Origin of the sequence: Fictibacillus terranigra (assembly GCF_030412265.1) — a bacterium.
Lineage (GTDB): Bacteria > Bacillota > Bacilli > Bacillales > Fictibacillaceae > Fictibacillus_C > Fictibacillus_C terrinigri.
Genome location: NZ_JAUHLN010000001.1, coordinates 967946 through 980345, shown reverse-complemented (window position 1 = coordinate 980345; position 12400 = coordinate 967946). Strand labels below are relative to the sequence as shown.

The window sequence follows — 12400 nt, the reverse complement described above, 5'->3', positions numbered from 1 at the left end:
GATGAGCCAGTTTTTTTTATTTAAAACATTGGGTTTTCTTCAAGAAACTTATAAACGTTCCCGACCAGTTCATCCGGAGATTCTCCGTGAACAATCTCTCCGTTCACTAAAGCGAATAGAGAACGGGCACACTGTCCACAATATCCGAGACAGCCGTATTCAATCACATCAAGGTCATAATCCTGTTCTAATTTTTCAAGTGCACGCTGTGAGCCGTTGGCCAGGTTGCTGACACAAAATTCAATTATCGGCTTCATCTTATCACCTCGCCTTACTTTTCTATCCTATCTTGTCCGAAGTGGACAGTCAAACCCTTTCACTTCTCACTCTTAGTTTTTCGTGAAAATGGTTGAGAAATTAGAGTAAAATGCTATACTTAGAAGTGTTTGAATGTGAAATCGCTTCCGATGAAGCCTGTAAAGAACGCTGGTTTGCTGCAATTATTGATGACTTTAGTAAACATAGTGCCATAGAAAGAAGGGAAACACAATGAAACACCTAGTTTTGCTTGGCGGAGGATATGGGGGAATGCGCCTCATGAAGCGCCTGCTCAATTCATCTGAGCTTCCATCCGACGTCCAAATTACTTTAATCGACAAGCTTCCTTATCATTGTTTAAAAACTGAATATTATGCGCTCGCTGCTGGAACCATTTCCGACCACCATATCCGGGTGCCGTTCCCTGAACATCCACAGCTTCAGGTAAAATACGGAGAAGTGACCGGCCTTGATCTTGCCGGAAAACAAATCCACCTATTAGATGATGAAACTGTGACGTATGATGAATTAGTCATTGGCTTAGGGTGTGAAGATAAATATCATAATGTCCCCGGTGCAGATGAATATACACTCAGCATCCAGAGTGTGGATAAGTCCCGTGAGACGTATCAAGTTTTGAATAACCTGCCTCATAACGGCGTAGTCGGTGTTGTCGGTGCCGGGTTGAGCGGTGTTGAACTTGCAAGTGAGCTTCGCGAGAGCCGTTCCGATCTTAACATTAAACTGTTTGACCGCGGACCGATCATCCTTAATGGCTTTAAACCGCGGTTGAGCAATTATGTACAAAACTGGTTCATTCAGCATGGTGTTGAAGTAATCAATAATTCTAATATTACACGCGTCGAAAAAAATGTGCTATACAATCACGACACCGCTATCGAATGCGATGCCATCGTCTGGACCGCCGGCATTCAGCCAAACAAGCTCGTACGTGAGCTTGATGTGGAAAAAGATGCCCAAGGCCGTGTAAAACTGACCAAATATCACCATCTTCCAAACGACGAAAATGTTTTTGTAGTCGGTGACTGTGCGAGCATGCCATTCTCTCCAAGTGCACAGCTTGCAGAGGAACAGGCAGAACAAATTTCAGATATTCTTCTTAAAAAATGGAGAAATGAACCGATGCCTGAGCTTGAAGAGATCAAGCTGAAAGGTGTTATGGGATCCCTGGGCAAGAAGAGCGGTTTTGGTACGATGGGAGGAGCTTCACTTATCGGCCGAGTTCCCCGCCTGTTAAAGTCTGGTATCCTCTGGCTCTATAAATATCAAAACTAAAATAAAAAAATCCATCGAGTGATCTTCTATCACCCGATGGATTTTTCTTTTGTCGAATAAAGATCATTGATAGCCATGCTTCTCCATGATTTCATAAATATCTTTTAGTCTTGGATTTCCTTCTGCTACAATTTCATCGTTGATTACAACGACTGGATAGAAAAGGTCTTCTTCCACGATCTGAAGAGCGAATCTTTGGTTTTCCCCTTCTGTCGGCGAAAAGATATCCACGTATTCTATACGGAAAAGCTGATCGGGAAATTTTCGGGCGATGGCCGCTTCCAGCCACTCTGCTGTTTCTTTTGATGTCGGGAGGTTTACGCAGCTCGCACATTTTTGTTCTCCGCCGAAAACTTTAATTGTGATATGACTCATGTCGATTTTCTCACCCCAGTTTGAACCTGCTTTCTTTTATTGTAATAGATTCTTCTTCGATTATAAAGCTGAATTCTTTTCAAGGTTGTGATGCGTGCACATGGATTTTTTCATTCAAAACCCGTATAATAAAGATAAGTTTCTATTGAAAGGAGCATTTTATTATGGCTACGGAAATTTCTATGCGTGAGCAAGTTGAAGAAGTTCTAGATAAATTACGCCCATTTTTGCTTCGTGACGGCGGTGACGTTGAACTCGTTGACATCGAAGACGGAATCGTTAAGGTGCGTTTGATGGGTGCATGCGGAAGCTGTCCTTCCTCAACCATTACCTTAAAAGCAGGGATCGAGCGTGCTCTTCTTGAAGAAGTGCCAGGTGTCGTTGAGCTGGAACAAGTATTCTAATTGAAGATAAACAATAAAAACCCCCGTGACGGAAACTGTTTGGACACACAGCTCCTTCACGGGGGTTTATTATTTATGCAGGGAGTGAGAGCTGCTCAACACGGACTCCTATTGAGTCCGGCATTACCGTTTTGCAGACGTACCCCTCAAATGCAGATGCCAGGCTGTCCTTGATCCGTTTACCGCTATTTTTCGGCACAAAGCAGATGACTGTCGGTCCTGCGCCACTTATGGCTGTTCCATATGCGCCATGTTCCGACGCTTTCTGCTTAATTTCCGCAAAATCAGGGAACCAGCGTTGCCGATAAGGCTCATGCAGCAAATCCCTCTCCATCATTTTTCCTGCCGTCTTCCAGTCGTTCGTAAGCAAGGAAGCAACGAGTACATTGCTTACCGCACTCGCCTGTGTCGCCTGAGAATGAGGCAGACTTTTCGGCAAAGCTTCCCTCGCCTTGCTCGTCAATAGTTCAAAGGAGGGGATAACAAGCACCATTTCCACCGCTAAATCGTGTATTTGTACGGTTTCCAAACGATTATCTCCGTAGCAGCTGATGGCCAATCCTCCGTTAAGCGAAGGGATAACATTATCAGGATGACCTTCCATTCTGCAGGCTATTAAGGCTTTCTCTTTTTTAGACAAAGAAAGTGAGAGTACGCGGTTTGCCAGCTCTATGCCTGCAACAATAGCTGCAGCACTGCTTCCAAGACCTCTGGATAAAGGAAGCTCGCTCTCCACTTCAATGGAGCAGCAAGGCAGTTCTTTACCATACTCCTTTGCTACCAGCAATGCTGCTTCCTGAATAAGATTCGTTTTTTCCCCATTCAGCTCTTGCAGCTCTTTTCCAATATAGGAAATTTTCCAATGTGAAGACGGGCACACGTTCACTGTCAGGTACATCGTGATCGCCAAACCAATCGAGTCAAAGCCTGGCCCTAAGTTTGCTGTGCTGCCCGGGACCTGAACGGAAAACGGAGAAAAGGTCATTTTAGAACACAACCCTTCATGGCCTCCCGTAATTCTTCGATTTTATTGGAAACGGTAACCGGATTGACTGCGACTGTATCCATGGCTGTTTCTGGATCCTTCAGCCCGTTTCCGGTGAGGACCGCAACAACCTTTGTGCCTTTGGCAAGCCTGCCGCTTTTTACGAGCTTCGAGATGCCCGCAATGGACGAGCAAGAAGCAGGTTCAGCAAAGATCCCTTCTTTTTTGGCCAGCAGGTGGTAAGCCTCCACAATTTCCTGGTCACTGACACTGTTCACTCCTCCGTTGGACTGTTGAACGGCTTCAACTGCAAAATTCCAGCTGGCTGGATTTCCGATTCGGATCGCAGTGGCAATCGTTTCCGGATTCTTCACTACGGCGTTATTCACGATCGGGGCAGCTCCCTCTGCCTGGAATCCTTGCATGCTTGGAAGCCCGCTTCCTTTTTTCTCATGGTATTCTTTAAACCCTTTCCAATACGCTGAAATGTTGCCGGCGTTGCCGACGGGAATAGCCAGCACACCGGGCGCTGATCCAAGTGCATCCACAATTTCGAAAGCTGCTGTTTTCTGTCCCTCGAGCCTGAACGGATTGACAGAGTTTACGAGTGTAACCGGTTCTTCTTCACTTAGTCGGCGGACCATCTGAAGAGCTTCATCAAAATTTCCGTCGATCTCAAATACTTCAGCCCCATACATTTTAGCCTGTGCCAGCTTGCCCAGGGCTACTTTGCCAGAAGGAATAACTACAATGCACCGAAGTCCTGCTCTCGCTCCATAGGCAGCAGCAGCTGCACTCGTGTTGCCGGTTGAGGCACAGATGATCGCCTTGCTTCCTTCTTCCTTCGCCTTTGCCACAGCCATTACCATCCCGCGGTCCTTAAAGGAACCCGTAGGATTGGCACCTTCATACTTGACATAAAGCTCAACGCCCCATTCTTTTGAAAGGTGTTCAAGCGGGATGAGCGGTGTATTCCCTTCCAGCAGAGAAAGTTCCGGTGTTTCATCTGTCACGGGTAAAAAATCTCGATATTGATGGATCAGTCCTTTATAGTTCATTATGCTCCTCCTTCAACTCTGTAATGGCTCTTGATGACCTTAACGATTCCTGTATCTCTTAACTGTTGATAGATTTGTTCATTTTGGTGCTTCGTTGTCGTGTGTGTAACGAGAACGACTTCAGCTACTCCGTCTTCATCCACCGGTTTTTGAAGCAGCTTTTCCAGGCTGACTTGATTTTCAGCAAATACAGAAGTCAGTGCAGAAAAAGTTCCCGCTTCATCTTTTACATGCAACCGGTAAAAATACTTCCCTTCAATTTCTTCCGCTTGCTTTAATTGTTTCTCAAACTGAGGAGCCACCACACTTTTACCGTTCACACCAAGCCTCATGTTACGCACCACTGCCACAAGGTCTGAAACAATGGATGTGGCCGTCGGCAGCTGCCCCGCGCCGGGGCCGAAGAACATTGTTTCACCGACTGCTTCTCCGTAAATGTATACCGCATTATTTTCGTTTTGGACAGATGCCAGAGGATGGGTGTCTGGAAGCAGCGTCGGTTCTACGCTCACTTCAACTTTGCCCCCGTCTTTTCTTGCGTTTCCGATTAATTTCATGGAGTAGCCGAACTGGCGTGCATACTCCAGATCTTCACTCGTAATGTTTGAAATCCCCTTAACTTCTACGTCATCAAGGTGAATATTCATGGAAAAACCAAGGGATGCCAGTATCGCCATCTTCCGGGCAGCATCGATTCCTTCCACATCTGAAGTCGGGTCTGATTCTGCATAACCCAACTCCTGTGCCTCTTTCAACACTTCTTCGAAGGTTAAATTCTGTTTGTCCATCTTCGTTAGAATATAGTTGGTCGTTCCGTTGACGATCCCCATCATTTTTGTGATTCGGTCTGAGGCCAAGCCGTCCACAAGCGTTCGGATGATCGGGATTCCTCCTGCCACACTCGCCTCATAAAACAAGTCGCAGCCATTTTTTTCTGCGGTTGACAGCAATTCTGCCCCATGCAGCGCCATGAGATCCTTATTGGCTGTAATCACATGTTTTTTATTGTTCAATGCCTGCAAGATATATTCTCTGGCTTGCTCGATGCCTCCGATCACCTCAATCACAACGTCTATGTCTGGATGATTCACTACATCTTCAGCACTGCTCGTTAATAATTCTGGCTTAATTACGCAAGCTCTTTCCTTTTCCAGATTTTGTACAAGCACTTTTTCTATGTAGACCGGACAGCCTACGCGATGAAGCAATTCCTCTTGATGGCCTTCCACCATTCGGACGACTCCGCTTCCAACCGTTCCCAGTCCCAATAATCCTACAGATACGTTCTCAACCATTGCCAACACTCCTGTCCTCACTGAAAGTACATATGTTTATATATTAAGGACAATTGTAGACCCTATTTCCATTTGAGACAACCGGGAGTTTTGTAAAGATTTTGACAGCGCTTTCATTTTTGGATATAAAAAGCCTCTTTTATCATTAAAAGAGACCCTCCGATATTTTTCATCCTCTCTTGAAACCGCCCTCGGAATGAAGGATCTGCCCTGTAATCCACCCGCTTTGATCACTGGCAAGAAATCGGACCAGCCTGGCTGCATCATCAGGCATTCCAACTCTTCCTGAAGGAAAACGGAGAGCAAGCTGCTGATGGATTTCATCATCCATCCATCCTGTATCTGTCGGCCCAGGATTGACGGCGTTCACAGTAATGCCTTTATCTGCCACCTCTTCACTAAGAGTAACAGTCAGTGCATCAATCGCCCCTTTAGTAGTCGCATAGGCAATTTCACCCGTCATCGGACCTTTCGATTGGCCGGACGTCATGTTGATGACCCTTCCACCGTACTCTCCCTTCCAGCGGCGGACATATTCCACACAAAGCATAGCCGTTGCCCGAACATTAATTTGATAATGCTTGTCCAAATGTTCTGCGGTCAACGTCTCAATCGTATCATTCACCGAATAACAAGCATTGTTCACAAGGATAGATGGTGATCCCACGGCTCCTTCAGCTTCATCAAATAGCCGTGCATAGGAGTCGGCGTCCGCCAGGTTTAATTCCATCTTGCCCGCCGCAGCCCCATATTCCTTTAACTCCTTTAAGAGGGTTTCGGGATCGCGTTCTTTTTTTCCCCATGGCATTCCCTCATCATAGCTGGACCAGTACGTAAAAAAGACGGAGGCACCCCCTTCTGCAAGTGTCCTGCAGAAAGCTGCACCCAGCCCTTCCAGCCGGCTTACACCTGTAACTATTGCAACTTTACCTGACAATTCTCTGTTCATCGACATTACCCTCATTCCTATTCATCGGCATTAACAGCAGCAGGAGCCTTTAATCCCTGTAATACATGAGCGATGTTCGTCACCGCCAGTCTTGCCATCATAAGACGAGTCTCAATGCTTGCGCTTCCAATATGGGGAAGCGCTGTCAAGTTGGCATGGCGTAAAAGCGGGTGATCTGACGGGATAGGTTCTTCCCGAAACACATCCAGACCCGCCCCTCTGATCCAGCCTTGTTTCAAAGCCTTGTCCAACGCCGTTTCATCCACAACACCGCCTCGGGAAACATTAATAAACAGCGCCGTGTCTTTCATCATTTTAAAAGCTTTTTCATTGAAAAGACCTTTTGTATCCGGAGTAAGAGGTGTTAAACAAACAATATAGTCCGATTCTTTCAGCAATTCCTCAAACGTTCGATAGAATAGCCGTCCATGCTTCTCTTCAGCCTCTGGCTTACGCCGGCGGTTATGATAAAGCACATCCATTTCGAAACCTGCTGCCCGTTTGGCAACCGCTTCGCCAATTCGGCCCATACCTACAATCCCCAATGTTTTATGATGGATATCTGTACCGGCAAGAAGAAGAGGGCTCCAGCTGTTCCACTTTCCATCTTTAACATATTCTGCTGCTTCAGTTATTCTCCTCCCGGCTGCCATCAATAAAGCAAATGCCAGATCTGCCGTAGTATCTGTAAGCACATCCGGAGTGTTGCAGACTGTAACCCCGCATTTCGAAGCAGCATCAACATCGATATTGTCGAATCCAACCGCTAGATTAGCCACTACCTTTAATTGCCGTGCCTGAAGCAATAGCTCTTCATCAACTTTGTCTGAGAGCATCGTCAGCAAGCCTGCCGCTTTTTTGGCTTTTTCCATTAGAATTTGGCGAGGCACCGGCTTATCCTCTTCCTGCCACATTTCTACCTTAGCGATTTTTTTCAGCTCGGCAAGTGTTTCTTCCGGCAGCTTTCTTGTTATGTATACATAAGGCTTCATGACACCACTCCAAACTTTTTATTTTATTTTCTCACGTTTGCCTAACCAGTTCAATTGTGTTAATGCCGGACAGGCGTGGAGCTGGAAATGAAAAAAAGCGCTTCACGAAGAGCGCTTTTACGTACTGGGGAGAAGCCAGTCAACGATTGGAATCTGAAGGCGGTCAGCAGGCAAGCCAATCAATGGAAAAAATGATCTCAGGAAATTCTCGTTCTGCTCTTCCCGCAGCAGATACTCTGTAAATCGATGCAGTGACAGCTCCTTGCCGATTTCCCGTTCATCCTTATAATGTTTCTCAATCAAATCATAATACCATACCGGAAATAAAAGACGGCCGTACAGGAGCCTCCATCCTTCTCTTTTTAAAGGGTTTACTTTCTCGTAATCATCAAGGAAAGATGTGACGCTCTCCGGTGTAAAGTTTTTTTGGTAGACGCAGGACCTGATCCATTCTGCAATATCGCGTACAGGATGATCCAATACCCAGCTCGTTGGAAGCTTTACATAATCCTCTTCAAACTGAAGCCATGAGTTTTCCTGAAAGCGTTCGTGGCATATGGATGGGCCGGCCTCATCCTTCATGGAGTCTTCAATGTTGTAATCGATCATATATTGAATGGCATTTTCTGAAAGGCCTTCATAATAGGGAAACGTAGTCAAGAACAATTGATCAAATTCTGTTTTAACCGGCTTCACAAAAACTTCCCTGTACCACTCTTTGGCCTGATCCACCCTGTTCATCCACAGGACAGCCCAGCTTCCATACAATAAACTGTCCGATGGGGCCGGCGGCGGAGGAAGCTCCCTTCCGTTCTTATGAAAGGCGGCAAGTTCTTCGCCCAGCTGCCGTTTTTCAGAGGCCGTGCGCTCTGATTTTTCAATTTTAAATAAGAGGATGGCCTCCCCCTCAATATTGGCATTGGGCAGGTTCGTCATTGTAGGAAAAAGATCCGCAATCCCTGTCTCCCCCTTGTATCTTAAGTAATCGCTGAAATAAACAATCTCTTCAATCCGGTCAATCGTAATCTTTTTCTGCGGCACAACCAAATATTGTTCTCCTCCAGAAACAAAATAACGATATCCGCTGATGTTTCTCTTGTCTTCACAATACAATTGGTAATGATGATAAATATCCCTCTCGAACATAGCCTCACCCCAACTCCTTCAATAATTATAGTCTATGACCCAACACCTATGATGGTTATTAAATTTTGGGTGGACTCATAAGTTAGGTCTGGACACATATACTATAAAAAGCTTAACGTCGTGAAAGATAAGGAGAACTATATGAGAGAGAAAAAGGTAGAGAATGTTGAGGAAACAGCTATGCGCCTTCTAAATGAACGGGGCGTAACTTTAAAGGATATCGCGGAACTTGTTTATTTTCTTCAGGTGCCTTACCATCCTGACCTTGATTTATCTGTCTGCCTCCAAAATGTGGAACGGGTCGTAGCAAAGCGTGAGGTGCAAAATGCCATATTGACCGGGGTTCAGCTTGACATACTCGCCGAGAAAAAGGTGCTGGAAGGCCCTCTTCAGGAAATCCTGGAACGAGATGAGAGTTTGTATGGCATTGATGAAATTATTGCACTTTCCATCGTTAACATATACGGATCCATCGGTTTTACAAACTACGGATTCATTGATAAACAAAAACCGGGAATCCTTGAAAAATTGAACGATAAGTCCACAGGAAAAGTAAACACGTTCCTGGATGATATCGTCGGTGCGATTGCCGCTGCGGCATCCAGCCGTCTTGCCCACCGTGCAGCCAATACTGAATGAGGCCCCGGGTTTGAAGCATCTTAATGAATGAAAACGGGCTTTGTGAAGGAACTGCCCCCTATTGTCAGACATGCTCACAATGAGGGGGCAGTTTTCTTTTATTCAAATGCTTTCCATTCATCCAATCCATTCACCGTATAGGTCGGTTGAACATCAACTTGGCCAAGATGCTCTTTCTGGGTGACTCCAGTGTGAACAAGAAGTGTATCGAGGCCGGACCGTATTCCGGCTAAAATATCAGTATCATAATTGTCGCCGATCATCAGGGTATCTTCCTTCGCTGTGCCAAGCTCTTCGAGTGCCATCTCCATAATAATCGCTTCCGGCTTACCAATAAAGGTTGGTTGTACCCGTGTGGAAACAGCGACTACAGAAGTCAGCGAGCCGTTTCCAGGCAGCAGGCCTCTTTCAGTAGGCAGAGCAATATCTCCGTTCGTGGAAATAAACCTCGCCCCATTCCTTACTGCAAGACACGCGATCGTTAATTTTTCATAGTTGATCGAACGGTCGATTCCCATGACGACAAAATCAGGCTGCTCTTCAGTAAGGGTGAAGCCTTTTTCCAATAACGCCTGCCGGATTCCTTCTTCTCCAATGCAATACACAGTTGCGTCACGTTTGATTTTTTCAATATAGTTGGCAGTAGCCATGCTTGTCGTGTACACATGATCTGAAGTGGCCGGAATTTCAAAGTTGTGCAGAACAGAAGCCACGTCTTCCTTCGTTTTTGATGAGTTATTCGTCACAAAAAGATACGGAAGGCCTCTACTGTTAAGTTCCTGAACGAATTGCACCGCCTCTTCAATCCGTTCCTTTCCTCTGTACATCGTTCCATCCAGATCAATTAAATAACCTTTATAAGTTTTCATTCCACAAACTCCTTTTTTCATTCACAGGTTAGTGTACCAAAAATGGGGCCATCCTAACAAAAATTTATATTGCTTGTCTCTCTGTTCCCTTGCTTTTTGTCCAGATAAAAAACCAGGAGGGGGTTCCTCCTGGTTGTTAATCCGGTGCTCCTGGCTGAAAATATTCAATTCTCTCGCGGTCAGGACCATAGAAGAAAATATACTGTGAACCATCGCAACGATGTCACCTCATCTTGGGCAAACCGGACACTATGTTTCTTTACCTCCATTATCTCTTTCGGGAGATCATCTACAGTAAACGCCACATGATTCACTTTTCCTTCTTCAGCCAGCTGTCTGTCATGTCCTGCCACCAGCTCCAGCAGAATCTCCCCTTCCAGATCCAAGAATACAAGCTCGTTTGCCGGATTGGTGTGGTTCATTCGTTTAATCACATCCAAGCAAAGGAAATCGATTCTTCCACGTTTTCAACCATTATCCCTATATGCTCAAGCTTCCTTACAGCCATCCTATCATCCCTTCCTAAAAGGCACACACTTGTCCTTAGGTATAGTAGAAAGGGAATGGATTGCTTAGCCCGTTACTGGCCGCTTGGAACCGGACTGATCACCGCAAGTGCCTGCTCCAGATCATAGATGATATCATCGATCGTTTCAATGCCGATCGACAGCCTTACCATCTCAGGCGATACTCCAGCTCTGCGCTGCTCTTCTTCAGTGAGCTGCTGATGTGTAGTGCTTGCCGGATGGATAATCAATGACTTAGAATCCCCGACGTTTGCCAAGTGAGAAAATAGCCTGACACTTTCAATGAGCTTTCTTCCTTCTTCTACTCTACCCTTTACACCAAACGTGAGAATCGCTCCAGATCCTTTAGGCAGGTACTTTTGCGCTAGCTCATGGTACTCATTGTCTTCCAGTCCCGGATAATTCACCCAGTCCACAGCAGGGTGTTCTTTTAAGTATTTTGCCACCTTCAGTGCATTTTCACTGTGACGTTCAACACGCAGTGCAAGTGTTTCAAGCCCTTGAATAAAGAGGAACGAGTTAAACGGCGAAACGCAAGATCCGAGATCCCTGAGCAATTGGACACGAGCTTTGATAATATAGGCAAGCGGTCCGACTGCTTCTGTATAAACGACGCCATTATAGCTTTCATCCGGCTCCGTAAGTCCTGGAAATTTTCCGTTCGTCCAGTCAAACTTACCGGAATCTATGATTAATCCGCCAATGGATGTTCCATGTCCGCCAATGAATTTGGTAGCGGAGTGAACGACGATGTCGGCTCCATGCTCGATTGGACGGCAAAGGTAAGGTGTGGCAAACGTATTGTCCACGATAAGCGGAACCCCTGCTTCATGCGCAATTTCTGCAATGGCTGAGATATCTGCCACATCAATTTTCGGATTCCCGATCGTCTCGATGTAAACGGCTTTTGTCTTTTCAGTAATAGCATCTCGGAAAGACTGAAGGTTATCTACTTCAGCGAATTTAAAGTTGACGCCGAGCTTCGGCAGTGTGTTGGCAAACAGGTTATATGTTCCCCCATATAAAGAACCGGAAGCTACAATTTCGTCCCCTGCTCCCGCTATATTTAAAATCGAATAGGTAATCGCCGCCTGGCCGGATGACACCGCCAGTGCACCGACGCCGCCTTCAAGCTTTGCAATCGTCTGTTCAAACGCGTCCTGTGTCGGGTTCATGATTCGGCTGTAGATGTTCCCGAACTCTTTTAAACCAAAAAGGTTGGCTGCGTGCTCGGTACTATTGAATTGATAAGACGTTGTCTGGTAAATAGGAACGGCCCTTGCACCTGTTGTCGGATCTACCTTTTGTCCCTCGTGCAATGAAACCGTCTCAAAACCATATTCTCTTTCTTCACTCATGTTCAATCTCTCCTTTTAAAATGTAATTGTTAGACAGCGGCAAGGATCTGAGTAAATGTTAGCCATAAAAAAGACCTCTTCTAAAAGAAGAGGTCGCAGTTTTCACCGTCGGCTCTCATCTTTCAGAACATTTGCGTGTTCTGCTGAAATTAGCACCATGCATTTCTGCTGGTTGCCGGGTATCATCGGGTCAGTCCCTCCACCTCTCTGGATAAGATACATCTGAATATTAAGTTAGTTTGAATAATA

At 45.7% G+C, this 12400-nt stretch carries 14 protein-coding genes and 1 riboswitch; of the genes, 3 read left to right on the top strand and 11 right to left on the bottom strand.

Annotated elements, in window-relative coordinates; all coding sequences use genetic code 11:
- Window positions 1-20: 20 nt before the first annotated feature.
- On the bottom strand, window positions 21-257 hold the full coding sequence (locus QYF49_RS04870; RefSeq protein WP_290398481.1) for a YuzB family protein: 237 nt from the start codon (window positions 255-257) through the stop codon (window positions 21-23).
- Window positions 258-489: 232 nt separating this feature from the next.
- On the opposite strand from QYF49_RS04870, the gene QYF49_RS04865 reads away from it, so the two are divergent.
- Complete coding sequence (locus tag QYF49_RS04865) at window positions 490-1554, top strand: NAD(P)/FAD-dependent oxidoreductase (RefSeq protein ID WP_290398480.1); 1065 nt, start codon at window positions 490-492, stop codon at window positions 1552-1554.
- A gap of 63 nt (window positions 1555-1617) precedes the next feature.
- On the opposite strand, the gene QYF49_RS04860 is transcribed toward QYF49_RS04865, so the two are convergent.
- A complete protein-coding gene (locus QYF49_RS04860; RefSeq protein ID WP_290398479.1) occupies window positions 1618-1929 on the bottom strand; it encodes a YuzD family protein in 312 nt (103 codons plus the stop codon).
- Between the two features lie 164 nt (window positions 1930-2093).
- On the opposite strand from QYF49_RS04860, the gene QYF49_RS04855 reads away from it, so the two are divergent.
- Window positions 2094-2333, top strand: a complete 240-nt coding sequence (locus QYF49_RS04855; protein ID WP_290398478.1) for a NifU family protein — start codon at window positions 2094-2096, stop codon at window positions 2331-2333.
- Window positions 2334-2406: 73 nt separating this feature from the next.
- On the opposite strand, the gene thrB is transcribed toward QYF49_RS04855, so the two are convergent.
- From thrB to yutH, 6 genes are all read right to left on the bottom strand, one after another.
- Window positions 2407-3330, bottom strand: coding sequence for a homoserine kinase (thrB, locus tag QYF49_RS04850; RefSeq protein ID WP_290398477.1), 924 nt, complete (start codon window positions 3328-3330; stop codon window positions 2407-2409).
- Window positions 3315-4376 (bottom strand): threonine synthase, encoded by a 1062-nt coding sequence (gene thrC, locus QYF49_RS04845; RefSeq protein WP_290398476.1) that lies wholly within the window; start codon window positions 4374-4376, stop codon window positions 3315-3317. The genes thrB and thrC overlap by 16 nt, the downstream gene beginning before the upstream one ends.
- On the bottom strand, window positions 4376-5671 hold the full coding sequence (locus QYF49_RS04840; protein WP_290398475.1) for a homoserine dehydrogenase: 1296 nt from the start codon (window positions 5669-5671) through the stop codon (window positions 4376-4378). The genes thrC and QYF49_RS04840 overlap by 1 nt, the downstream gene beginning before the upstream one ends.
- A 169-nt stretch (window positions 5672-5840) precedes the next feature.
- Window positions 5841-6620 carry an SDR family oxidoreductase gene (locus QYF49_RS04835; protein ID WP_290398474.1) on the bottom strand — a complete coding sequence of 260 codons (780 nt, stop codon included), beginning with the start codon at window positions 6618-6620 and terminating at the stop codon, window positions 5841-5843.
- 17 nt (window positions 6621-6637) lie between these two features.
- Window positions 6638-7612: a 2-hydroxyacid dehydrogenase gene (locus tag QYF49_RS04830; protein ID WP_290398473.1), complete on the bottom strand. Its 975-nt coding sequence runs from the start codon at window positions 7610-7612 to the stop codon at window positions 6638-6640.
- Between the two features lie 117 nt (window positions 7613-7729).
- Complete coding sequence (gene yutH / locus QYF49_RS04825; RefSeq protein ID WP_290398472.1) at window positions 7730-8758, bottom strand: spore coat putative kinase YutH; 1029 nt, start codon at window positions 8756-8758, stop codon at window positions 7730-7732.
- 141 nt (window positions 8759-8899) lie between these two features.
- On the opposite strand from yutH, the gene QYF49_RS04820 reads away from it, so the two are divergent.
- Window positions 8900-9397: a phosphatidylglycerophosphatase A family protein gene (locus tag QYF49_RS04820; RefSeq protein ID WP_290398471.1), complete on the top strand. Its 498-nt coding sequence runs from the start codon at window positions 8900-8902 to the stop codon at window positions 9395-9397.
- A 98-nt stretch (window positions 9398-9495) separates the two neighbouring features.
- Here QYF49_RS04820 and QYF49_RS04815 read toward each other — a convergent pair whose 3' ends face one another.
- From QYF49_RS04815 to QYF49_RS04805, 3 genes are all read right to left on the bottom strand, one after another.
- Window positions 9496-10266, bottom strand: coding sequence for a TIGR01457 family HAD-type hydrolase (locus tag QYF49_RS04815; protein ID WP_290398470.1), 771 nt, complete (start codon window positions 10264-10266; stop codon window positions 9496-9498).
- Between the two features lie 179 nt (window positions 10267-10445).
- Window positions 10446-10688: a VOC family protein gene (locus QYF49_RS04810; RefSeq protein ID WP_425589544.1), complete on the bottom strand. Its 243-nt coding sequence runs from the start codon at window positions 10686-10688 to the stop codon at window positions 10446-10448.
- A gap of 158 nt (window positions 10689-10846) precedes the next feature.
- Window positions 10847-12151 carry a homocysteine synthase gene (locus tag QYF49_RS04805; RefSeq protein ID WP_290398469.1) on the bottom strand — a complete coding sequence of 435 codons (1305 nt, stop codon included), beginning with the start codon at window positions 12149-12151 and terminating at the stop codon, window positions 10847-10849.
- Between the two features lie 112 nt (window positions 12152-12263).
- Window positions 12264-12369: riboswitch (SAM riboswitch) on the bottom strand.
- Window positions 12370-12400 lie beyond the last annotated feature (31 nt).

Coding starts and splice junctions, on each gene's coding strand:
- QYF49_RS04870 (WP_290398481.1), bottom strand. CDS start 257: ATGAAGCCGATAATTGAATTTTGTGTCAGCAACCTGGCCAACGGCTCA.
- QYF49_RS04865 (WP_290398480.1), top strand. CDS start 490: ATGAAACACCTAGTTTTGCTTGGCGGAGGATATGGGGGAATGCGCCTC.
- QYF49_RS04860 (WP_290398479.1), bottom strand. CDS start 1,929: ATGAGTCATATCACAATTAAAGTTTTCGGCGGAGAACAAAAATGTGCG.
- QYF49_RS04855 (WP_290398478.1), top strand. CDS start 2,094: ATGGCTACGGAAATTTCTATGCGTGAGCAAGTTGAAGAAGTTCTAGAT.
- thrC (WP_290398476.1), bottom strand. CDS start 4,376: ATGAACTATAAAGGACTGATCCATCAATATCGAGATTTTTTACCCGTG.
- QYF49_RS04840 (WP_290398475.1), bottom strand. CDS start 5,671: ATGGTTGAGAACGTATCTGTAGGATTATTGGGACTGGGAACGGTTGGA.
- QYF49_RS04835 (WP_290398474.1), bottom strand. CDS start 6,620: ATGAACAGAGAATTGTCAGGTAAAGTTGCAATAGTTACAGGTGTAAGC.
- QYF49_RS04830 (WP_290398473.1), bottom strand. CDS start 7,612: ATGAAGCCTTATGTATACATAACAAGAAAGCTGCCGGAAGAAACACTT.
- yutH (WP_290398472.1), bottom strand. CDS start 8,758: ATGTTCGAGAGGGATATTTATCATCATTACCAATTGTATTGTGAAGAC.
- QYF49_RS04820 (WP_290398471.1), top strand. CDS start 8,900: ATGAGAGAGAAAAAGGTAGAGAATGTTGAGGAAACAGCTATGCGCCTT.
- QYF49_RS04815 (WP_290398470.1), bottom strand. CDS start 10,266: ATGAAAACTTATAAAGGTTATTTAATTGATCTGGATGGAACGATGTAC.
- QYF49_RS04810 (WP_425589544.1), bottom strand. CDS start 10,688: ATGAACCACACCAATCCGGCAAACGAGCTTGTATTCTTGGATCTGGAA.
- QYF49_RS04805 (WP_290398469.1), bottom strand. CDS start 12,151: ATGAGTGAAGAAAGAGAATATGGTTTTGAGACGGTTTCATTGCACGAG.